General features: G+C 57.9%; 12 protein-coding genes. 4 read left to right on the top strand and 8 right to left on the bottom strand.

Features of this window, described 5'->3' with window-relative positions:
* The first annotated feature begins 256 nt into the window (after positions 1-256).
* Together HUW35_RS09170 and HUW35_RS09165 are read left to right on the top strand one after the other, a co-directional pair.
* Entirely contained in the window at positions 257-1,102 is an 846-nt protein-coding gene (locus HUW35_RS09170) for a universal stress protein (protein WP_181255276.1), read from the top strand.
* 132 nt (positions 1,103-1,234) lie between these two features.
* A complete protein-coding gene (locus tag HUW35_RS09165) occupies positions 1,235-2,071 on the top strand; it encodes an alpha/beta hydrolase (RefSeq protein ID WP_181255274.1) in 837 nt (278 codons plus the stop codon).
* 47 nt (positions 2,072-2,118) lie between these two features.
* On the opposite strand, the gene HUW35_RS09160 is transcribed toward HUW35_RS09165, so the two are convergent.
* From HUW35_RS09160 to glk, 3 genes are all read right to left on the bottom strand, one after another.
* Positions 2,119-3,615, bottom strand: coding sequence for a tryptophan halogenase family protein (locus tag HUW35_RS09160; RefSeq protein ID WP_181255272.1), 1,497 nt, complete (start codon positions 3,613-3,615; stop codon positions 2,119-2,121).
* A 122-nt stretch (positions 3,616-3,737) separates the two neighbouring features.
* The gene (locus HUW35_RS09155; protein ID WP_181255271.1) at positions 3,738-6,524 is read right to left on the bottom strand and encodes a TonB-dependent receptor; all 2,787 of its coding nucleotides are present in this window, start codon (positions 6,522-6,524) and stop codon (positions 3,738-3,740) included.
* A gap of 223 nt (positions 6,525-6,747) precedes the next feature.
* Positions 6,748-7,710 (bottom strand): glucokinase, encoded by a 963-nt coding sequence (glk, locus tag HUW35_RS09150; protein ID WP_181255269.1) that lies wholly within the window; start codon positions 7,708-7,710, stop codon positions 6,748-6,750.
* 640 nt (positions 7,711-8,350) lie between these two features.
* Between glk and HUW35_RS09145 the strand changes: the two genes are divergently transcribed.
* Positions 8,351-9,505 (top strand): AraC family transcriptional regulator, encoded by a 1,155-nt coding sequence (locus HUW35_RS09145; protein ID WP_181255267.1) that lies wholly within the window; start codon positions 8,351-8,353, stop codon positions 9,503-9,505.
* 43 nt (positions 9,506-9,548) lie between these two features.
* Here HUW35_RS09145 and HUW35_RS09140 read toward each other — a convergent pair whose 3' ends face one another.
* On the bottom strand, positions 9,549-10,529 hold the full coding sequence (locus HUW35_RS09140) for a lipase secretion chaperone (protein WP_181255265.1): 981 nt from the start codon (positions 10,527-10,529) through the stop codon (positions 9,549-9,551).
* Between the two features lie 314 nt (positions 10,530-10,843).
* Here HUW35_RS09140 and HUW35_RS09135 point away from each other — a divergent pair, with 314 nt between their 5' ends.
* Positions 10,844-11,740: a dienelactone hydrolase family protein gene (locus HUW35_RS09135; RefSeq protein ID WP_181255264.1), complete on the top strand. Its 897-nt coding sequence runs from the start codon at positions 10,844-10,846 to the stop codon at positions 11,738-11,740.
* 78 nt (positions 11,741-11,818) lie between these two features.
* Here the strand turns inward: HUW35_RS09135 and HUW35_RS09130 are convergent, their stop codons facing one another.
* From HUW35_RS09130 to HUW35_RS09115, 4 genes are all read right to left on the bottom strand, one after another.
* The gene (locus tag HUW35_RS09130; RefSeq protein WP_181255262.1) at positions 11,819-16,012 is read right to left on the bottom strand and encodes a glycosyl hydrolase; all 4,194 of its coding nucleotides are present in this window, start codon (positions 16,010-16,012) and stop codon (positions 11,819-11,821) included.
* A 326-nt stretch (positions 16,013-16,338) separates the two neighbouring features.
* A complete protein-coding gene (locus HUW35_RS09125; protein ID WP_181255260.1) occupies positions 16,339-18,879 on the bottom strand; it encodes an exo 1,3/1,4-beta-D-glucan glucohydrolase in 2,541 nt (846 codons plus the stop codon).
* A 212-nt stretch (positions 18,880-19,091) separates the two neighbouring features.
* On the bottom strand, positions 19,092-20,630 hold the full coding sequence (locus HUW35_RS09120; RefSeq protein ID WP_181255259.1) for a glycoside hydrolase family 16 protein: 1,539 nt from the start codon (positions 20,628-20,630) through the stop codon (positions 19,092-19,094).
* 141 nt (positions 20,631-20,771) lie between these two features.
* The gene (locus HUW35_RS09115; protein WP_255463586.1) at positions 20,772-23,504 is read right to left on the bottom strand and encodes a di-heme oxidoredictase family protein; all 2,733 of its coding nucleotides are present in this window, start codon (positions 23,502-23,504) and stop codon (positions 20,772-20,774) included.
* Positions 23,505-23,738 lie beyond the last annotated feature (234 nt).

Genomic DNA, 23,738 nt, shown 5'->3' with positions numbered 1-23,738 from the left:
ATCTTCTCTCCGCCGTTATCGAACGGTAATCACTGCAACCTACTGTACGCACCACAGCCACATTTTCATCATCCCGCCCCGGGGCGTAGATGAAAAAGGCAGCGGCCGGTGATAGGCTTGACCTCCTAGTCTTAGGGCCGCCCCAAAGCCATTTTTGGCACCAATTACAGAGGCGGGAACTGCGCCAGATCAACCTGTCGCGCGGTGATACCAGAGAGAATTCAGGGAACCGTTTCCCAATTAAAAAGGAGTGACCATGCAGGATAAACCCGTCGTATTCGTTGTCGTCGACCCCAATGATGACCGCCATGTAGCCCTCGAACGCGCACTGACCACCGCCCGCGAGCGCAACCCCCAGCCCAAGCTTGCCGTATTCGTTGCCGTGGATGGGGAAGCGGTGGATACCCGGGCCGTCAACGACCACCTGTTCCGCGACGAGTTCTGGTTCCGCGACCAGATCCGCACCCCGATCGAAGAGGCCGGCGTCGAATTCGAGATCTCCGTGTGCTGGTCCAGCGACTGGCAGGGAGCCATCATCCAGGAAGCCAAGCGCTGCAACGCGGAAATGATCTACCTGCCGGTACACGCCAGAACCAGCAGCCGCCGCTTTACCTTTGCCGAGTCCAAGTGGCAGGTGCTGAAGCAGGCCAAATGCCCGGTGGTACTGATTCGCCCCGGCGCCAAGGATCGCCGCAAAGTGGTACTGGCAACCGTCAACTACCAGGCCCAGACCAACCAGCAGCGCCAGCTGAACCGCCAGATCACTGAGCGCGCCAACTACATTGCGAACGTATACGGCGCCGAGCTGCACCTGGTTAACGCCTTCCTCGACTCCATGCGCTACCCGGACCGCGGCGCCCTGGCCAAGCTGGCAGACAAAACCGGCGTCCCCACCGACCGCATCCACGTGAAGCAAGGCTACACCAACGAGGTAGTGGCCGAGATTGCCAAGGAAATCGATGCAGACGTGGTGGTGATGGGCACCCTGAACCAGTACGGGGAAACCGGCTCACTGCTGCGCGGCAATACTGCCGAGCGGGTGATCGGTTCGGTGGATACCGATGTGATGGTGTGTAACGCGTTTACCACGACTTCGCACTGATTCCCTCCGTTACCGGTGGCCCCGCTTACGCGGGGCCACCGGTTCCCCCTCTCCTCCCCAACCCGGGCTGAAGCACCCGTCCTCCGGACGCTGGATACTGGCACCCTGCCCCCAGCTCCGAGAGAAATAACAATGCACAAGAAGCTCACCCTGGCCGTAGCATTACTACTCGCCACCCAGCCCGTCATTGCATCACCCTCCACCGCACAACCGAATGTTCACGTGATGCCCGCCATCGACATGGCCCCCCTGCAACGGAAGCGTACCTACCGGGTTTATCTACCCGAGAGTTACGAAGACTCCGGCAAACGCTATCCCGTGCTGTACATGCATGACGGACAGAACCTGTTCGATGATGCAACCTCCTACGTCGGTGAGTGGGGCGTGGATGAAATACTCAATCATCTGGCAAAGAACTGCGGTCTGGAGGTGATCGTAGTGGGTGTCGATCACGGCGACGAGCTGCGTATGGCCGAACTGAACCCCTATGACAGCGAGCGGTTTGGCAAGGGCGAGGGTGATGCCTATGTGGATTTTCTGGTGACGGAACTGAAACCAAAGATCGACCGCGAATACCGCACGCTGTCAGATAGGGAACATACCGCCGTAATGGGGAGCTCCATGGGAGGGCTCATTTCCAACCATGCGATCAATCGGCATCCACATACCTTCGGTCTCGCCGGGATATTTTCACCCTCTTACTGGATAGCCCCGCAAATACTCGCGGTAACCGAAGCCAACGCGGCATTAAAAAATACTCGGATTTACCTGTCGACGGGCGGCAAGGAAGGCGCATCCATGACCGAGGGGTTTAATCAGATGTTTGGCATTCTTAAACAACACGCGGGCCCTGATCAGTGGCGCGCGCAGCTGGACCCGGACGGAGAGCACAACGAGGCGTTCTGGAATCGCATATTCCCGCAGGCGATAACCTGGCTTTTCGAGGGACAATGCAACAAGGAAGTATGATGCAACGTTCGGAGCGTCCTATCGTGGAATATGACGCTCCGCTTTTCTTATCGTACGCGCCCCGCAAAAAACTCCTCGTGCGCAGGTAATTGGGCAACGGTGCCCTGAATCAGGGTTTTCAGGCTCTGTATCAGATCGTTTAGCTGAGCGTCACTCAGCCCATCGGCGATGACATGATGATCCTCAGGCAGCACACCCTGTCCGATCAATACCTGTTGCCAGGCCACCTCAGTAAACAGGTCCTCGTAATCACGGAATACCTTGCCCGTAGCGCGGAACAGCTCGATTTTTTCATTCAGGCTGTCAGGCACCGCCATGTCCTCACAAGCTCGCCAGAAATCACTGTCGCGACGCTGGTTCGCCTTGTAGTGGAGAATGATGAAGTCGCGAATACGCTCCATCTCCACCCGCGACTGGCGGTTGAACTCCGCCACTTCCACCTCGCGAATACCATGATGGGGAAAGCACTTGATCAGGCGGGTGGCCGCAGACTGCACCAGGTGGATCGACGTGCTCTCCAGCGGCTCCAGAAATCCGCTTGCCAGCCCCAGGCTGACCACATTGTGTTTCCACTGCTCGCGGCGATGGCCGGTTTTGAACGGGATGATGCGGGCTTCCGCCAGCGCCTCACCGGGCAGGTTGGCAAACAGCATGTCGCGGGCCTGCTCGTCACTCCAGTGCGCACTCGAATACACCATACCGTTACCGGTGCGGTGCTGCAGGGGAATCTGCCACTGCCAGCCGGCGCTGTGGGCAATTGACCGCGTATAGGGAACCAGTTGCTCGGCGGATTGGCTGGGGACCGCCATCGCACGGTCACAGGGGAGCCACTTGTCCCAGTGCTCGTACTCACTACCCACCACCTTATCGATCAACAGCCCCACAAACCCGGAGCAGTCTACAAACAGGTCTCCCTCTACCGGCTGACCGTTTTCCAGTAACAGGCTTTCGACATGCCCGGTGTTTCCGTTTTGGCGCACATCGCAGACCTTACCTTCGATGCGCTGTACACCGCGCTGCTCACTGAACTTCCGCAGGTATTGCGCGTACAGCCCAGCATCAAAATGATAGGCATAGGCGATGCCGGGAAGGTTGGTATTGGGGATATTGGCCAGCGGTGCAAAGCGGTTACTTTTTGCAGCCTGATAATTGAGTGAGTAGTCCCACAGGCTGGACTTATCGCCACTCGCGCGGGCACGCAGCCAGTAGTGGTGGAAATCGCAGAACGGAAAATTCTTGCCGATATTACCGAACGCATGCATGTAACTACTGCCCGGCCGCGACCAGTTCTCAAACTGGATTCCGAGCTTGATGGTGCCCCGGGTCGCCTTGAGAAAATCCAGCTCATCAATGCCCAGGGCGCGATTGAAATTCTGGATTGGCGGGATAGTGGCTTCACCAACGCCCACGGTGCCAATCTGGTCCGACTCCACCAGGGTAATGTCGAGCGTCCCGCGCATACTGCGAGCCATCAGGGCTGCTGCCATCCAACCCGCCGTGCCACCACCAAGAATGACTAACTTCTTTATTTTTTTATTGTTCACAAATCTTCCCCGCAGAGGGCTTCTCTCAAATAATTTCTCGCTTTCCCTGCAATTACTTCCTGAAAACAAAAAAGGCCCCTGCAACCGGAATCACAGGGGCCCTGATGACAACTCAGTGGTGCTTACAGCTCGTAGCTGAAGCCCAGCAGGTAGGTCTTACCATAGCTCTGGTAATCGCGAACCTGCAGCGCGTTGTCGCCGCTCAGAGTGGTGAAAGGCTCATCGGTCAGGTTCTGGCCCTGCAGGAATACCGACAGGCCCTCGAGACCACTGATACCAGACTCGGAGAAGTCATAGCCGATCTGTGCATCGACAATGGTTTCACCCAGTACGTCTACCTGTACGGTATCGAAACCAAGACCGTAGACGTCGCCCTTGAAGTCGGAGCGCTTGCGCATGCTTACGCGAGCGGACAGGCCGTGGTTGTCGTAGTAGGTGGTCAGAGTCTGAATGCGGTCGGACAGGCCGGCCAGTTCAAACTCATTGCCGTTCGGATCTTCGATATCAGAGGAAACACCAGTGTGGCTCGCAAGGAGACCGAATCCGTCCAGGCTTTCGTGGAACATGTTGAACGGCAGGGTTACCGCCAGCTCGTAGCCATTCAGGGTACCGCCGCCGCCATTGATCTTGCCGTATGCAGTGGCGGATGAGTTATCCGGCACTTCACCAGTGGCAGGATCGGCAACGCCTGTTAGGTCTACTTCGTAGTTACCATCGAAGTGCCACTGCTTCAGGTCTTTCCAGAACAGCGCCACGGAGAAGTAACCTTCTTCGCTAAAGTAGTTTTCGTAGGAGAGGTCTACACCCAGTGCTTCCTTCGGCTCCAGCAGCGGGTTACCACCACTGATGCTCCAGTTGTTGCCATTGGCATCGGGGGTCTGGTTATAAGACATTTCCACGGAGGCGTTCATCTGGTCCATGCGCGCACGGGAGATGGTTTTCGCCGCCCCGAAACGCAGGGTTTGCTGGTCATCCAACTCCAGCGCCATGTTCAGGCTGGGCAGGAAGTGGCCGTAGTCGTGGCCAAGGTCGGTTGCTTCAGCAACCACGAGACCATCAATCACCTGGCCACCGAAGCCCTGGGATTGCTGTTCGGTGTAAACGTAACGGGCACCCGCGTTACCAGTCAACGTCAGTCCGGCAACTTCGGTTTCGAAGTTCGCCTGAGCGAATGCGGCAGTTACGGTTTCGCTAACAGTGTAGGACTTGGTCAGGTGCTGGATGCCGGTCAGTGCTTCGTCGGTCAGCTCGTAGAAACCATTGCGCAGCATTGCAGCGGCGTCATAGGCAATCATGTCGCCCATGCCGATGAAGTCCAGGGAGACGCTACCAAGACGGTACTCTTCCGGCACGATCATGGTGCTGTTTTCAGCAGTGCCGTCAAAGTTCGCCAGGGTCATGTAGTAGCCCTGGGAGCGCTTCTCTTTTTCACGGTCACGGTAGGAAATACCGTAGGAGATTTCGTTGACGATACCCGCTTCCACAATCTGGGTGGCGGCCAGCTTCAGCTGGGTCAGCTCGTCGTCAATTTCCGGAGCATTCAGGAAGCCGTCCTGCGCAGCATTCTCGTAGGGAGTGCCGGCCAGGTTGTACTTGTCGTTCAGCGCCGCGCTCCAGCCCCAGGTCAGCGGTCCGCCGAGCTGGATCAGGTCGTAGTCGCTGTAATCCAGCTCGTGGGAGAACTGGGCACCAGTGTTGCCGGGCTTGAAGGTGTATCCGAGGTTGTCCGCTACGCCCTCGGCGTCCCCGCGGCCAGTGCCGGAATAGCTTTCGAAGCTCCAGATTTCACGCTCTACGGAAGAGTGGCTGGCGTCGAACTCCAGCTGGAAGGTGTCGGTGAAATCGTATTTGGTATTAACACCAAATGAAGTCATTTCAGCAGCACGGGTTTCAAGGTCGTTGCGCACTACTACGCGCTGACCGTCGGTGGAGGCGCTGGTCAGGAAGCCGGTGTCGGGATCTGCATCAGCAAGATCGGCAGACAGGCTACCCTGGCCCCAGGCGAACGGGATCTCGATACCACGCAGGATTTTCTCGTCAGAGAAGTCCACGTACAGCGCGTCGAAAGTGGTGTGCAGCTTTTCGTTCGGCTGCAGCTCTACTACCAGCATGGCGCTGTCGCGCTTCAGTTCGGAGGAGCGGACGAACGGCTTGGCACCACCGAGGATGGAGTAATTCTGACCATCCACTTCAAATTCCGGGTAGCCCCAGGAGTTCCAGCGCTCTTCCTGGCTCGGGGAGCTCATGGTGTTATAGGCAAATGCCACACCAACGGTATCGTCGGCCAGCTGGTCGATATAGGAGAAGGTGGCACGCTGGCCCTGGTCTTCGCCGTCCGGGTTCAGCTTGCCAAAGCTGGTCTGCTCCATCTGGGCGTTCACCTGGATGGTGCGCTCACCACGAGACAGCGGCTTGACGGTCTGCATATCGATAACGCCGGCAATGCCTTCAGCTTCGATATTCGCCTGCGGGGTTTTGTAAACGGTCACGCCGCTCATGATCTCAGAGGGGTAGAGATCGAATTCAACACCGCGGTTGTCGCCGATGGAAACCTGCTCACGGCCATTGAAGGTGGTCGCACTTTCGTTTTCACCAAAACCACGGATGGAAACCTTACTGGCACGACCGTCTAGACGCTGCGCGGCCAGGCCGGGCAGACGGGACAGAGATTCTGCGATAGAGGAATCCGGCAGCTTACCGATGTCTTCGGCAGAGATAGCCTCAACTACGCCTTTGGCATCGCGCTTGGTATCGATAGAGTCCTGCAGACTCTTACGAAAGCCGGTAACGGTAATTTCTTCCAGTGCACTGCTGCCTTCCTCTTGGGCAAAAGCGCCGATGGACGTTACAGACGCGGCAATCGCTGCTGACAGCAGTGCCGGCCGAAAACGTTTGTTGGTCAGACTCATCATCTTCTCCCTTGGACTTATCGTTATGGTGAGTAGTGCCATCCTAGGCATACCCGAAGTCCTTATCCTCCACCCCCAGGGGGGGAGGAGAGGGGAGAATGTGCGGCCGACAGAGGAGGAGCCGGCGCCTGTTCACCATGGGGCGGGATTATAACCGCTGAACAAAATTTGTTCAGCGGTTTGATGAACGACTTTGTGGGAAATTGCCGAATACGTTGTGGGATCAGCTCTCCAGCCAGGCGGCGGCGCCGATCAAGGCCGGGTAGCCGGCTTTCAGCACCTCTACCCGCACGCCCTGCAGCCAATCACCCAGGCGGCCTTTGTGGGTGAAACGCTGCTCGAATTCGCTCTCCGGGAGCAGCGATTCGATACGCGGCAACACCCCGCCACCGAGGAATACACCGCCGCGGGCCACGTAGTAGAGGGCTGCATCGCCTGCAGCGCTGCCAAGAAAGTTGAGGAAGTCCAGCAGGGTTTCGCGGCACATGGGGTCGGAGCCATCGAGGCCGCGGCTGCTGACATCCGGCGGCGTCAGCGCTTCCGCCGGACGACCGTGCAGGGCGCACACTGCCCGGTACAGATTGACCAGACCGCCACCACTCAACACATACTCGTTGTATACCGGCATCTGTTCGCGGGCGAGAATCCTCAGAAGCTCCAGCTCGCGCTCACTGCCCGCAGACAGGTTGGCGTGGCCCCCCTCCCCGGGCACTACCCGGTAGCTACCGCCTTCGTGGACCAGCGCTGCTACCCCGAGACCGGTACCCGGCCCCAGCACGACCATCGGCGCTTGGTTCTGTGCGGGCACATCCCGCAGCGCCCACTTGTCCTCTTCCGGCAACCGGGGGAGAGACAGGGCCAGGGCGGCGAAGTCATTGACCACCAGCGCGCGCTCGAGAGAGAAACGGGCACACAGCTCTTCGGCGCGAATATCCCACCCGAGGTTGGTCATGGTCACCCGACCGCCCTGCGGGGTCTTTTCCACCGGCCCGGCCACAGCAATACAGGCCTCTGTCGGCTGTGGCTGGTCCAGTTCCTGGAGCCACTGGCCGAGCGCGGTATAGAAATCCCCGAACTTGGCGCAGTTCACCACCTGGATCGATTCCAGTCGGTAGCCGCCCTGATGCGGGTGGGCGATGGCGAAACGGGCGTTGGTGCCGCCGATGTCCGCGACGATTCTTGTCATAACGCTTTCCTTACACGTTCTACTACCGCGGGTGCCGCCGCTGCGACCGCCCGGGCCCAGTGGACAGGTGCCCTGAAAAAATGGCGGTATAAGGTAATGATTTGCCGACGAAAACTCCAGTCCCTCTCCCCCTTCAGGGTCACAAATATGGGGGGATGAGACGCCAAGAGCATCATATAAGGGAACCAGGGCTTGTGATGCCAATTTCAGCACATGGCGAGGCCGTCCCGGGACATGCGGGGCAGGAACTGGGAAGGTAAAAATACCGGCAGGGAAAACCTGCCGGCCCAACTAGCACGATAAGGTCGACGAGAAAGACCCACTAGCAGGAGAAGAGAGATGATGTCGGGCTACCTTTGCCAGCGGGGTATACCGGGGAGAAGCAACCAAATTCTCTCCCCAGTACCGGCCTAGGCAATACCCGATGTCGCCAGTGTGCGATTTCGCCGGATTAGCGTCGCCCCACTTTGGAAAAATCCGCAAACTGGGCGGTGTCACTTTCAGGTTTTTCGCAAGCGGGATGGGCTGCAGAGGCCTGTGGATGTGGGCAACGCTCCTCCCCCGGGGGGAATTCTCTTATACTCCCCCCTATAAGAGCGATAAAAACCATAACAAGCAAAAATCTATCCGCGATGGCCCGATGAAACAATACATATTCAATATTCACGACGTGGTGCTGTTGATGACCGCGGCAGAGTGCCTGCTGCTGGCCGTCTTCCAGTCGATCCTGCCCACACGTGCTCGGCACGACGGGCGTCTGCTGACCGCCTTCCTGCTGATTATTGCCGTGGCCTCTGGCTGCACCCTGCTGCTGTGGAACGACCAGTTCTCGGTGGCGCCCTGGTTCGAGCAGACACTGCTGCCCTACCTTCTATTTGCCTCACTGCTGCTCAAGGGCCCGGCGATCTACCTGTACGTTTGCTCCCTGACCCAGCGCAAACTGAGTCTCACCCGGCAACACGGCCTGCACCTGCTGCCCGCTCTGGTGGCACTGGTTTGTATCGCCATTTTCGATATTTCCAGCAATGACCTGCGGCATATCGCCGATTCCGGGCAGGGCCTGCCGTCCACAGCCATCGAGTTTATCTGGGATATCGCCTCGCTAGTGCCCTTTGTCTACGCCGCTGCGGCACTGTTGAGAATCCGACGCTACCGCCACGCCCTCAAGGATGAATACTCGCACTACTCCGAGACCGAACTGCACTGGCTGTCGGCGCTCACCTGGGGGGTATTTGTGGCCTGGACCTGGACCATGGTGGTGCACGTGGTGGCCAAGTTTTCCAGTGATGTGGTGGCGGACTACATGGGCATCGCCGACAACTACCTGGCGTTTATCCTGATCAATGCGTTCTTTGCCTATAGCCTGACCTACGCCCACCAGCTGCTGGTCACCAAGCCGGAAGAGGAAACCCGCGAGACCAGCAGCGAGGAAGAGCCCTCCGAGCCTGCCATCGCCAAAGTGCGCAATGCGATGGAAGAAGACAAGATTTACCTTAAGAAAAACCTGAACCTGGAACAATTTTCCGAGCGCATCGACTTGCCGGCAAAAGAGGTCTCCGCGGTAATCAACAAGCACTTCGGCACCAACTTCTTTGAGTTCGTGAACAGCTACCGGGTGGAGGCCGCCAAGGCGTTGCTCTCCGATCCGGAAAAGGCGGACATGACGGTGCTGGATGTGCTGCTGGAATCCGGTTTTAACAGCAAGTCCGCATTCCATCGCTTTTTCAGCCGGCTTGTGGGTATGTCTCCCACGGAGTTCCGCAAGCGGGCACTGGCTGCGGACACAGCATCCTGATGCTCACGGGTTGATCGCGATATTTTATAGAGGCCGGTCTCACTCAGGGACCGGCCTCGCTTCCCGCCTGTATACCCTGATCGCCTAGCCCCTGATTCCCTAGACCTTGATCCTCGTCCGCCAGTCGCGCGGCCTCCGCACTGCCGAGTATCGCGTTGCGCGCTGCAAACACCTCGGCGTCGCTGGCACCATCAGCGCGCATCCGAGCCACCTTTGCCTCCAGCACCTTGCGCGCCAATGGTGAGTCCATCCGGCTCGCGGTTTCGTTGAACTCTGCCTGCATTGCCGCCAGCCTCTCCGCGCGCTCTTCCTCCGATAGATTCGGGTCGCGCGCAACGGCCATGGACTCCACCATATATGGCAGCTGGGCCTCCTCCTCTGCGTACATACCACTAGCCTGCTCTTCCCCGAGATAGCTGCGACGCAGGGCTTTGATCTGCTCGTAATGCTCCAGCGGGTTTGATACCGCCGACGCATCCGTCACCCGGTTGCGCTGTACATCCTCCACCGCCTGGTGATAGGCAGAATAATCCTGCAACAGATCCAGCAGCTGCATGGCCACAGCCTCTGGCAGGGCATCGCTCAGCAGCGTCTGCAAGCTTTCCAGCCGACTTTGCCCCCGAGACCCCTGCCGATCGCCATCTTCTTCAAGCCGGCCGTGGAGCTGCTGCAGCACGGCGCGGGTATTACGGTCGAACAGTAAATTGCCCTCGCTGTCGAAGTTCAGGATCAGGAGCGTATCGTACAGTTCCACCGTGTTCAGCGCATCGCGCCCGACTTCCTCCACTGCAAGAGATTCACTTTCCGACAACACTTGAGTGGAATTCAGATGGTCCTCTTCTGTGTTGCCGATTCCGTTCTCAGGTTCATCCAGACCTACAACATCCGGCGCTGGAGAGGCCGCGGGTTCCTCAATCGTCAGCGACGTTGCAGTCTCACCATGAAGCTCCGCGCTGAACCAGAACCTCGTAATCACAGCAGAAACAAGTAATGCAATAACCGCACAGGTAATGAAAATTTTCACGGCATGACCTTTTGGATAATTCCGGAAACACAGCTTTTATAAGGCTTTTTAAATTCCCTCATTTAATACCGGGCTGCAAGAAAAAAGTGTAACCAGGATAAAAACAAGTAAACGAAATAAACGCCACAATGACAGCAGAAGACATAGAAATGGATTTTTGGTGCTTAATGTACTTTCTGCAAAACTTGCTCTCAGCCTAACCTTTCCAACAGCTCGCGGCATTCGAAATCACACAATAAAAATTTCCAAGAGCAAGAGGCCAGGCAGTTTTCGGCCGACAATAAAATCTAACCGATAACGAGGCTAATAAGATAATGATGAAGAGAAACCTGACCAAAACCCTGCTACCCACACTGGGTTTGATTCTGGGAGGCATTTTTACCAGCGCTGCAGTACAGGCGCAGAGCTGTCCTGCCGATGCCATCTGCCGCTATGAAGATACGCCGGGAAATTACAGCGGCAACGGACCCTATGGCTATGACAGCTATACCATGCCGTACTTCTCCACACCCGGTGGCGCCACCGTGTACTACCCGCGCAACGCCCAGCCCCCCTACTCACTGCTGGTATTCACCCCGCCTTACACCGGAACCCAAATCTGGTATCGCGACTGGGGTCCGTTCTTTGCCTCACACGGTATCGTCATGGTAACCATGGACAGCCGCACCATCTACGACAGCGTGGACTCCCGGGCCGAACAGCAGCAGGAAGTACTGGATGCGATGAAAGGTGAAAACACGCGCTATGGCAGTCCACTGCGCGGTAAGCTGGATACCAGTCGCTTTGGTGCTACCGGCTGGTCAATGGGTGGCGGCGCGACCTGGATTACCTCCGCGGAATACGCTGGCCTGAAAACCGCGATGTCGTTTGCGGGCCACAACCTGACTGCGATAGACACCGATTCCAGTGGTCGCAATACCCGTATCCCGACCATTCTTTTCAACGGCTCCGAGGATCTCACTTACCTCGGAGGTCTTGGACAAAGCGATGGGGTTTACCGCAGTATTCCGTGGGGTGTGCCCAAGTTGTTTTATGAGGCATCCAATGTCGGACACTTTGCATGGGGCGGACCGGAAGAAGCTAACCGTTTTGTGGGCGAGCTGGCCCTGGCTTTCCAGAAGACTTACCTCGATGGTGATACCCGTTGGGCACAATTCCTGGATCGTCCGCCGTACTTCGTAGGCGAATTCGAGAAGGCCAATATCCCCTGATTGATGAACTGATTTTCCCAACTTTTTGATAGGCGTTTTGGGCACCGTGAAGGTGCCCTTTTTTTATTTCTATGGAGTTCAGTAAACCTCAAAACTCCACAGGGAATAGCCATAGCCGGTGCCTCGCTCGACACCCTGCATGCGCACATAGCGTCCGCTGGCGTTAATTGAAATCTGGTCCACGCCGCCGTCGCCATTACTCACGGTAGCTGCGGTAGTCCAGTTGCCGCCATCATCAGACACCTGGATTTCATAAGCCTTGCCATAAGCACCTTCCCAATTGAGTACGACCTGGCTCAGGCTGTAGACACTGCCGAGATCTACCTGAAGCCACTGGTTATCACTGAAGTCCGAAGCCCAGCGGGTGCCGGCATCGCCATCCACCGCGTATTCCGCGAACCAGTAATTGCCCTCTGCGGAGGAAGCGGAAGCCGGCTTGTTCAGCGCCAAGTCTCCGCCGGGTTGCGGATCGCAACAGGGCGGTTCACTACTGTCACCACCGCTGCCGTAGACTTCCAGCTCCCACAGCGAGGCACCCCAACCGGTTGCACGCTCGTTGATAAATACCCGCAGGTACTGGCCGCTGGCAGCGAGGCCATTGATAATATCTTCGCCACCATCACTGTCGGTTACGCTCGCCACGGTATTCCAGGTCTGGCCGTCATCGGAAACCTGGATATCGTAGGCGCGGCCGTAAGCGGCCTCCCACTTCAATACCACACGATCAATCGTGGAAACTGCAGAGAGATCTACCGAAATCCACTGCGGATCGCTCCACGCACTGGACCAGCGGGTGCCCATATCGCCGTCCACTGCCGCGGCGCCACTCAGGTCACCGTTTTCCATCGAGGATACTTCAACGGTCTTGTTCAGGGCCAGGTTGCTGGTGGGTGCCGGGTCGGGATTGCTGCTGCCACCGGCATCGATATCCAGCCAGTTCAACTGCGCCGCGCCGGCAAAAACCAGACGTAGTTTTTGTGCGCCGTCTTTCAGGTTGGCAGTCGTAGTCACCGTATCCCAACCGCCGGCCGTAGCCGGTACTGCGACCGTACCCTGGCTGACACCATCTACGAATACCTCAATGGTAGTGGCCGTTTCCGCGGCGACCCGCAGAGCCAGCTCTGCGCTGCCCGCTGCACCTACCAGGTTGTACTCCACCCAGCTATCGGCAGCGGTTTCGGTAATATCCAGGAAGCCGCTGCTATCGGTGGTTTTATCCACCCGTACCGCGTTCATGCTGCCGTAGGCTTCCGCCTGAACTTTTTTCGGCAGCGCGTGCTGGCTGGCCGCACCGTGCACTGGCATATTCACATAGATATTGCCGAGCTCTGTGAGCACACCGGACTGGCGGTAATCAAACAGGCCGTTATACGGGTGTCCATTGCGACGACCGGTAAACCAGGCGTAGCGGGCAACGTCCGGATCATTTTCCAGGTAGTCCACGGTCTGGATCAGGAACTTCTGCTGATCCGCTTCCGTGGTGGTGTCTTCCCAGGCGGAAAACTCCGTGAGCCAGATCGGGCGGTTGTACTTCTTGAACAGATCCACGTACCACTCGATAGCGCCAACTTCCGGCATGTAGGCGTGAATGGACATGGCATCCACACGGCAGTCCGGACAGGCGGCAAAGAAATCATCGAAGTACTCGATGGGATCGTAATAGGTAGTGCCGTTTTCGGTAACACAGACACCACAGAAGTTCATCGCCACGCTCACGATCTGCAAGCCAAATTCGTCGGCAATAGCCTCCAGGCGTGGCCACTCTGCAGCGGCCTGGGACGGGGTCATGTTGGCCTGCTCGAGGAAATTGGGCTCGTTGAACGCAAGGATATACTTCACTTCCGGGTGCGCCGCGATATAGGCGCGCATACCCTGCTCATCGAAGCCGCCATTCCAGGCCATGGGGACAAATTCAACCCCGTAGTTCTGGTAGATATCTGCGATCTGCACATCCGGCGCGTGGCTCCAGTTGTACCACCAGGAGATCCCCCGGGACATCACCTCGAAATCTTCCTGGGAGTGATGGCCATAACCGAGACCGCGCTTGGCACTCTTACTACTGCCATAGGCGTCGTCGATAAAGATATGGGTGACTGCGGTTGCCGTCGCTTCGCCGTCACTGACAGTCAATACGGCGCGGTAGCTGCCATCCGTCGCATAGGTATGCGTTGGGTTGACACCGCTTGCGGTGGTACCGTCGCCGAAGTCCCAACTGTAAGTAAGCGCGTCGCCATTGACGTCGCTGGACTGACTACCGTCAAAGGTGACAGCGGTGCCCGCAGGGCCACCCATTACCGACGGTTTGATCGCCGCAGTGGGCGCGCGGTTTACCGGCTCGCCATCGGTGCCGGGTAACCGTGCCTCTTCACCGCCGGACAGGTAGACATCATCAATGGACAGCTCGGCCACTTCGCCAAAACCCAGCACCTGGAATACCTGGCGCATATCCGCGAGATCCAGGTCGCCCGCGAGTTCGCTCATGGGAATAACGATGTCGTGCCACTGGCCATCGCGAACAAACCCATAGGGATCGGCACCGGGCTTGAAGGTAATCCAGGCCTGGCCAATGTTGTCCACATTGCCACCCTTGAGGCCGATGCGGAATTCGGTCTGGTCACTGGTTTTCATCGAGAAATGCAGCGCTGCGCTGTCGTTGTCAAACGCGGTGAGGTTGAACCCTTCGCGCGCGGTCAACCCCAGTCCAAACCAGCCTTTTCCGGTAGAGGTGAGGTTCAGCGCGGAATTCCCCTCGCGGGTTTCCCCTGCGGATAATTGCAGGGTTTCATCCCATATAAACAGGTCGCCGTTGACTCCAAAGGCGAAGTTACCGGCGTCCATATGGGAAGCCGTTTCGGTGTAAATCCCGTAGCTGCCGAACTCCGGCGCCTCCAGGGCGATACTTTCACTCAGGTAGATATTGTCAAAAGCGATCTGGAAGTCTTCCGCCGCTGCGGGACCGGAAACACTGAAAAACGTTTTGATCGTCTGCATATCCAGACCACCAAATTTTGCCAGGGGAATCGCCACATGGTGCCACTCGCCATCGCGCTCGAGCCCGTATTCCTCGCCGCCCGCGGTCAGCAATACGCTGGCATCGCTGCCGGACGTACTGGCCATGTTCACTTCGATATTCACACTGGAATTGACCTTGGCATCGAAGTGCAGGTAACCGTGGGCGTAATTGCGCATGTTGTAGTCTTTATGCAGCAAACCCATGCCCCACCAGTCGCCCGCGGCCACCTCGTAAGACAGCACTGCGCTGCCCTCCGCCGGCGCGGTGGCGACAGTGGTCATGTTATTCCAGATGTACAGGTTGGACTTGTCACCCCAGTTGAATTCATCCAGTACCGGGTGGGTTTCGGTCATGATGCCAAAGTCACCGCGATAGTAATCGTCGCTGGCAACTTCCAGCTCGGTGTGTTCATTGGCATAAAGTCGTACGTAGTCCACGTACATTTTCGCCGGAAAGTCCGCGGTAATCAGTGCCGGATCTTCGATCTCGACAAAATTCCAACCGCCCACAGCGAGGTTCAGCAGGATATGGTTGGGGTTATCGCGAAACTCTGACAGGTTGGGATCGGTGATATCCATGGTCAGAATCTGGGTGTCGTCCACGGAGATGGTCACGTCCGTGGGGGTCCAGTCCAGGCGATAGGTGTGGTACTGCTCGTACAGGTTGGATTCGAGCACCACATCCTCGGCGTGATCCGCCTGCAGCCAATCACTCCAGTCACCGGATTCATGCCACCAGTGCAGTGCACCGGAAACTGCATTGTTCACCGTGCCGTCGTCGATGGCCGCCTTGAACCCCGCCTCGAGGATGTCGATTTCCCCGGACTTGGGCCAGCCATCCACACCAAAGTTGTTACCCAGCATCCAGAACGCCGGCCACAGGCCGTTGTCCAGTTTGGGCAGTTTGATCCGCGCTTCCAGGGTGCCGTACTTGAACCCCATACGGCCGTTAGTGTGCAGGCGCGCCGAGGTAAACTCCTTGCCCTCGAAGGGTTCGCGCCGGGCTTCGATCACCAGGTTGCCATCTTCCAGGTAGGCATTCTTTTCCGACGCGGTGTAATACTGCAGCTCACCGTTGCCATTACCGTCGCCACCGGTGGTGAAGGTCCATATATCGCGGTTGATCCGCTCACCGTCAAACTCATCGGACCACAGAGGCTGGGTCTGCGCCTCGGCCGCGGTAAAAATGGCGGGTTGTGCCAACAGACACGCGGCCGTCAGCAGCAAGCGGTTTTTAACCGTCGCTCTTTTGCTTTTCATTATTTTTCCCATCATGCATCGCTATTTGTTGAGTACCGGACTGGGATGTAAATTTCGGCTCATACCCGACCGGGGCTTTATCGGGGCGCAGCAGGTCCTTCCCTGAAACACGTGGAATAACAATGGCGCCCAAAACTCCTGTGATTTTTCAGGAGGGGTACTGCTTGATTGTCAGGGGTACTTCTTGGAAACCGGTTACCCGGCTAATACAGCGTTATTTTTGTTGTCTGGTCCGGCCGTCACCTTGTGGGTGATTCGCGGAACCCGGCTGCCGGGGAGGTGGAAGGGTGGCAGCCGGGTTAATGCTTTAAATCTGAGGAAATAGATTATCCGCAGCTGATATCAGTCTCCGCATTCGCAGCGATGTGGATATCGTGAATCGTGACATCCAGGGCGCCGGCAGTGCGCACATAGAAAGGTGACAGCACCATATCCATTTTTGCGCCGCCCTTGGCGAGACACTGCAAATCTACCGCCACGGTTTTCCACTCACCGGGCGCAGCGCCCTTGAGCAGGTCGGTAATGGATTGCTCTGCACCGCACTCCATACCGCAGTTAATCCCGAGATTTACCGCGTCGCTGGGCGCTGCGTCCACTTTGACATCGAACACCAGCGCGCCCTGATTGGCCAGGTAACCGGAGAGATCCGTACGGCTGTTGGCAAAGAAACCGGCAATGGCATTGCCCTCACCGCTCCACTGCAGGCGACGGCTGTCTTCCTGCACATTGCGATCCACGGACTGCACGCTGATACCCTGCAGCTTTGCGACACTGCTGGAAATTACCGAGTGGTTATTGCCAACATCCGTGACCTGGAAGCTCCACGGGTCCAGCGCGCGACCATTGAATACCGCCAGCGCTTCCTTGGTATTCGCCTCGGACAGGCCGCTCTCCTCAGACAGCGTCGCCAGTTGTACCGAGTCGGAGTAACTCAGGCCGTAGCCGTAGTTGAATTGCGCCAGCGCTTCATTTTCACCAGGGTTACGCACGGTAGGCTGCGCGTCGTTCGGCCAGGAGAACGTCAGCTTGCCGGTGAAATCGTGATTCACCTGTCCCTCGGCATCGCGCAGGATCACGTCGGCAACGCCTTCGCCCTCGGTGCCCGGCTGCCAGATCGCCACGAACGCATCGGAGGCATTCAGTTCGGGATTCACCCACAGCGGGCGACCGGTGATAAACAGGGAGACCACCGGGATACCCTGCGCACGCAGGCGCTTCAATAGTTCGAGATCGCTCTCTCCCGGGTAATCCAGGTTGGAAACATCACCCTGCATTTCTGCGTAGGGATCTTCACCGAATACCACAATGGCGACATCCGGCTTCTGCTCAAACTGTCCGTCTACCGACAGTTCCGCGGTACCGCCAGCACTTTCCACCGCCTTGGCAATACCACCGTAAATAGAGGTAGCACCCGGGAAATCGCTGTTCTGGTTACCGGTACCCTGCCAGGTAATACTCCAGCCACCGGACTGTTTGCCGATATTGTCGGCACCATCACCCGCGACCAGGATCCGCTGGTTGCGCGCCAGCGGCAGCAGGTTGTCGTTGTTTTTCAGCAGCACCAGGGACTCGCGCACGGCCTGACGGGCGATGGCGCGGTGCTCCGGGGCGCCGATCAGGGATTCGTCACCGGCAAACGCGCGCTCGGAAGGCGCACCGGCTTCAAACAGGCCCGCGCGCAGCTTGACGCGCAGGATACGGCGTACGGCGTCGTTCAGACGCTCCGCAGAGATCTCGCCGCTTTTGGCCTGCGCCAGGGTGTTTTTGTAGAGTTCTTTCCAGCTCGGGTCCGGAGCCATGAACATGTCGAGACCGGCATTGATCGCCTGCGGACAGCTCACGTTACTGCAGCCGCTCACAAACTGGTGACCTGCCCAGTCGCCGACAATAAAACCGTCAAACCCGAGGCGCTCTTTCAGTACATCGGTCATCAGGTATTTGTGACCGTGCATCTTCTTGCCGTTCCAGCTGCTGAAAGAGGCCATCACGGTCTGTACCCCGGCCTCGATGGCAGTGAAGTAACCCTGGGCGTGGATTTCGATCAGCTCTTCTTCGCTCATGATCGCGTCGCCGCGGTCGATGCCGTTTTCGGTACCGCCATCGGCGAGGAAGTGCTTGGCAGTGGCAACCAGATGCTTGCCATTGAACAGTTCATCACTGTCCGGTGCGCCCTGCAGGCCCGCAACCAGTTTGCCCGCGTAGTCGCGCACCACGGCCGGGTCTTCGGAATAGGATTCGTAGGTACGGCCCCAGCGGTCATCGCGCACCACCGCCAGAGTGGGGGCGAAGATCCAGTCGATACCGGTAGCGGCAACTTCCGCCGCGGTGGCAGCGCCGACCTGACGCATCAGTTCGGGATTGTGTGTGGCACCGAGGGCGATATTGTGCGGGAACAGGGTCGCGCCGATGACGTTGTTGTGTCCGTGTACCGCGTCGGTACCCCAGATTACGGGGATGGCAACACCGCCGTCGCTGGTGTCCATGGTGGCTTCGTAATAGCTGTCAGCCAGGGCTACCCAGTCGGCAATACTCGCGTGCTTGTCGTCGCCTGGGAAGGCACCGCCACCATTGAGAATGGAACCGATGTGGTACTGCTTGACCTCTTCCGGGGTCGCGGAGCGAATTTCCACCTGCACCAGCTGACCGACCTTTTCCTCGATCGACATCTTGTCCAGCAGTCCGGTGATGCGCGCTTCCATCGCCGGATCCTGGGCAATCGGACTGGCCAGTTCTGGCCAGGCGTCATTTACCTGTGCAGCAGTGGCATCCGTTGCCTGCGGCTCAGCGGCCATTTTCTGTTCACCGCAACCGGCGAGGCCACCGGCTATCAGTCCGGAGATGACCCCCAGCAAAATTCGCTTTTTCATCACCGCGCTACTCCCCTTGGATATGCATTGGTTCTTATTTGTCTAGTGACTTGCCTGCGGCGACTACTCGCTTGCTCGCTCCAGTTCGCCCGGCTTTTCCAGCTTCCTTTGTACGGGCTGCGCCGAAAAGGGTCGTCCCACTTCCCCTTTCCGTCACAAAATGGTGCAAACCACCTTGCCACCCTGTGCAAATCGGGAAAATGGGACACGGATCAGCGGCTCCAGACCACATTATCCACCTGCAATACCGCTCCCATCTGATTGTCCCACCCGGGAGAAATCACAAACGGGGTATTCACGCTCTGCGCATTCAGCCCACCGTCCACCAGATCCATGACTGGAACCTGGAATTGGGTCCACTGGTTCACCGGCGGCATATCCAGGGGAATATCACCGGAGGAACAGGGGTGACCGCAGTCCGCGCGGAACGTGAGCGAAGCGGCCCCCGCATCCGCGGGCTCCGCCAGCACGCGCAGGTCGAACTTTACATAGGTGTAGGCGCTGAGATCGAAGGCGGCTTCCGACTGGAAATAGCCGATCCCCTGATTCGTGTTGAAGGAAAACTGACCAACCTCCCCGTATTCGCCGCCGGCATCCACCACTTCCAGATCAACGCTGCCGCTGGCAGTCCAGGTCAGCCACTGATAGGGCGCCTGCACGGCACCATCGAAAATGGTCAGTTCTTCGCCATCGCCATCCGGCGCTTGCGGCGGTGTGATCCCGGGGTTGAGTACAAACTCGCCGTCGCTGCTGGCGCAACCTTTGCCGGTTTCAAAATCTTCCGAGCATTGATACACCCGCACGTAATCGATCACATACTCCTGCGGAAAGGCACTCTCATCGATGCCGGTGTCGTTGACGTTGGACGGCCAGTCGCCGCCCACCGCAAGGTTCAGGATCAGGTGGAATGTCTGGTCAAACGGCGCCAGTGGATTGTCCAGGGCCGCGGTGGTGTACCAGCCATCACTGGTCTGGGTGGCGTAGTGGTCGCCGTCCACGTACCAGCGGATCTCGCCCTCTTCCCATTCCACAGCGTAGGTGTGGAAATCGTCGGCGGGGTTCAGGCCCCCGGGAATCTGGTAGGCCTCGCCGGTGTACTTGTTGGCCGGCCAGGAATCCCCGTAGTGCAGGGTGCCGTGAACGCGGTCTTCGCCGCCGACTTTCAGGTTTACCGCCTCGAGGATGTCGATCTCACCGGAGAGCGGCCACCCGCCATACGCCCATTCGCTGGGCAGCATCCAGAATGCCGGCCAGGAGCCCTGCCCGAAAGGCAGTTTCGCGCGCATTTCAAAACGACCGTATTTCCAGTCTCCGAGCCCCTTGGTACGCAGTCGCGCGGAGGTGTAGGTGCCGCTGCCGGAGGTGTCTTCGGGATCGTAATCGGGGTCATCGTCCACGCGATTGGGCCCGGTGGCGTCTTCGCGGATTGCCTTGATGTGCAACATGTCATCGGCAACCCAGGAATTTTCCGCTGCATCCGTATAACACTGGGCCTCGTTGTTGCCACCACCGGTGCAGTTTTTCTCGTGCGACCATTTTTTGCTATCGATCGATTCGCCGGAGAATTCGTCCGCCCATACCAGGCAGTAGCCGGAATTGAGAGGGTCCTCCAGACATTGCTCCGGCCGCTCTGCCACCGGATCAGTGGGCACGCCGGGATCTTCTTCATTTCCGGAACCGCTGCCGCCACCGCAGGCCGCCGCTGCCAGCCCCATGCCCAGAACGGACGTGCGGAATAACAATTTGGACATCGCTGTCTCCTCATCGCGAGTTTATTTTTTTCTTGTGGAGTGCTCGGGTTGTCAGCCCTTTTTTTTTGTAACCCGGAAAACGCACACAGGTCGCCCCACCTTGATGATGATTCCAAGGTGGGGCGAGCGGGTTTAACGGTGTTACAGGGAGTTAAGGAAATTCAGCAGGTCCTGTCGCTGCGAAGCAGGCAGTGCCTGGTAGGCGTTTTTAGATACTTCACCTTCACCACCATGCCAGCGAATCGCTTCGTCGATACTGCGCGCGCGTCCATCGTGCAGGTAACTGTGCTCGGGGGTACACACTTCGTTGCCCTGTCCACCGATCGGGTTTTCCACACCGCCGGTCACGCACGCGGAAAGCCCGAGTCCCCACAGGGGTGGTGTGCGCCACTCCGCACCACTGGCCTCTCCCTCTCCGAGGTTATCAGCCAGGCCCGGCCCCATGTCGTGCAATAACAGATCAGTGTATGGGTGGATCGTCTGATTACGCAGTTCGGCAAACGGATGGTATGCGCTGGTCTGTAGGGTCGGCGTGTGGCAATCCGCACAGCCCACAGAGGAGAACAACTGGCCGCCGTTTACCACGGAAGGATCGTCGTAATTCCGCTGAGGGCGCACACCCAGAAGCGCAATATATTTGGTGAGATCCTGCAGGTGATTGTCCGCAAGTTCGGCACCTGCCGCACCGCAGTCCGCCTGGCTGCTGCCACAATCCGGGCTGGGGAATACTGATGTCATGACCCCCATGTCGGAATTGAAAGCGCGCGCCAGCTGGTGGCGAATACTTGCGGCACCGGCTTTCCAGCCGAAACGCCCCAGACGGGTATCGCCGGTTTCCGGATCGATAACGCGGTTGGCTCGGCCGGAAATACCATCGCCGTTGGCATCTGCAGGGTCAGCCGCGGCGGTAATCGCAGCTTCACTGACCGCTTCGAGCAATCCCATCCCCACAAGATTCGGTGCGATTCGCGCAGAAAAGCGTTGCGGTGTCACACCGGTAAATGCGTAATTGGGTGAGCGCAAGCCGTTCTGCTCACTCCAGCTGGCGATGGAAACCGAGCCTTCGCTGGCCGCACCATCACGCGCCTTCGGCTGCAATACCGAACCGAGGTAGGGATCCGGATTGCCATTCGCATCCGCGACTTTGAAGGTCCACTTTTCCAGTGGCTCACCAACCGCCGCCGGCGCCGCACGACCATTACGCTCGTGGCAACTGCCACAGCTGGTATTGATGTAGTGCGGCCCGGCGAGCCCCACCATGGGCGCAAACGGTGGGTTTTCCAAGGGTTTTTCATCGTGGACGCCATCGATGGCAGAGCTGTGCAGCACGCGACGCCCCAGCATAAACGGCTGGGCATTGTCGTAGCCCATGTTTGTCGCCATCTGCATAAAGTGGTTGTCGGTTTCCCCGGACGTCAGCGCGTGAATCGTGGTGTCGCCGCCTAGCCAGGCCTTTTCTGCAATCTTGTAGGAATCCTTCACTCCACCAAACGGCGTGGTTCCGCCCACATCCCACGGGACCAGTCCCTCGCCGACGATATACAGAAAGGTGGTACCGTAATAGTTTGCACGGCCATTAGGCACACTGGGATCGAGGAACTGGCTGATTTCAAATTCCAGTTTGTCGCCGACCTGTATCGCGCGATTTTCACGGCAGTTGAAACTGCGCTCCTTGTAATAGTTGTAGTTATCCACCACGTTCATCACACCGTTGTCGCAGTATTCGGCTACGGTACCTACCCCGCGATAAAACCAGCGGTTTTCGGCTTCGGTATCACTCAGTCTGAACTGGGTGCGTACATTCATCCGCACCGTAGCCCCGCCCTTGGCCACCTCGTCGATGATTTCAATGGCGGCGGTGCGGTCTTCCCAGTAAAAACTCAGGTAGTGATCGTAGGCCTGGAAGTGATCTTCCTTGGCGTGGCGATCGCGCGCGCGATCTGAAAAGCGGGTTACCAGTGCGGTGGGTGTTTCGAAGCTGATGGCCGGCTCCAGTGGCGTGCCGCTGTTGAAGAGCGGAACGATATTTCCCAACCCCGGATTGCCACCGGAAGAAGAGCTGCTGCTCGAACTACCGCTGCCAGAGCTACTGCCACCGGACCCTCCGCCGGAAGAGGACGAAGAAGATGATGATGATGACGAAGAAGAACCACCCTGACCAGCGAAGGTAAACTGTGCCGGGCTAGTCGTTTCACCAACCCCGGCGGTAATTTTGGTGAAGTAGTAGGTCACCACGTCGCCGACTGACAGGTTCGGAATATTATGCGTCCAGTTACTGCCATTCTGTGTCATGCGCACATTCATCTGGCCGCCGCCGTTTACCGTATAGTGCACATCCACAATATCGCCACCACTCATACGCGCCTGCGCGGTCGAGGCATCCAGCTCCACCAGGCAACCGCTGTCGCAGTTAGCGAGGGTGCCATATACACCCAGCTCCCAGATAGAGTATCCCCACTGGTTGCCGGCACTGCGGCTTATCCCCTGGATACGCACCTGCTGGTAAATACCGTCCACGGTCACCGTGTCCGTGCGGTGCCCGAATACGCCGCCGGTCTGCGTCGACAGCGTGGTCCAGTCGATACCGTTGTTTGATCCCCAGATTTCATAGGTATCCGGATTCGCTGCCTCCCAGAAAATTTCTACCTGATCCAGATCGTAGGGCTGCCCCAGATCCACCGCGATCCAGGATGGGTCCGTCTGCGCAGCAGATGCCCAGCGGGTTCCGGTGTTGCCATCGACGGCATTGCTCGCGGGGAGATCTGCAGTACTGGCAGTAACCGGCGCGCCGGTTGCCAGGTTGACTTGTTGCGCATGGGATACGGCACTGGCGAAGAAAAGGGTCGCACTGGCAAGAAGGGAAAATACGGGCACCCGAAAGGCTCCCGTTTGCTCAGGGATTCGACGCATGAATGAACCTCGCATTGATTATTGGTTATTCGAGTTCGCGAGCGCTAATGCACTTTCCATTGCACTCTTATGTTTTGCGTCGGTGAAACTAGACTTTTCCGGGACTAAAAATCGTCCCACTTTGTAAATCGCATTTAAATGGCGCGGCTCCCTGCGCCAAACAGGCACAGAGGTACCATTTGCAAAATATTTTTTGTG

Origin of the sequence: Microbulbifer sp. YPW1 (genome assembly GCF_013367775.1) — a bacterium.
In the GTDB taxonomy this organism is placed as follows: domain Bacteria; phylum Pseudomonadota; class Gammaproteobacteria; order Pseudomonadales; family Cellvibrionaceae; genus Microbulbifer.
Note: the sequence above shows the minus strand (reverse complement) of the source record. Positions and strands in the feature narration are given on the sequence as shown.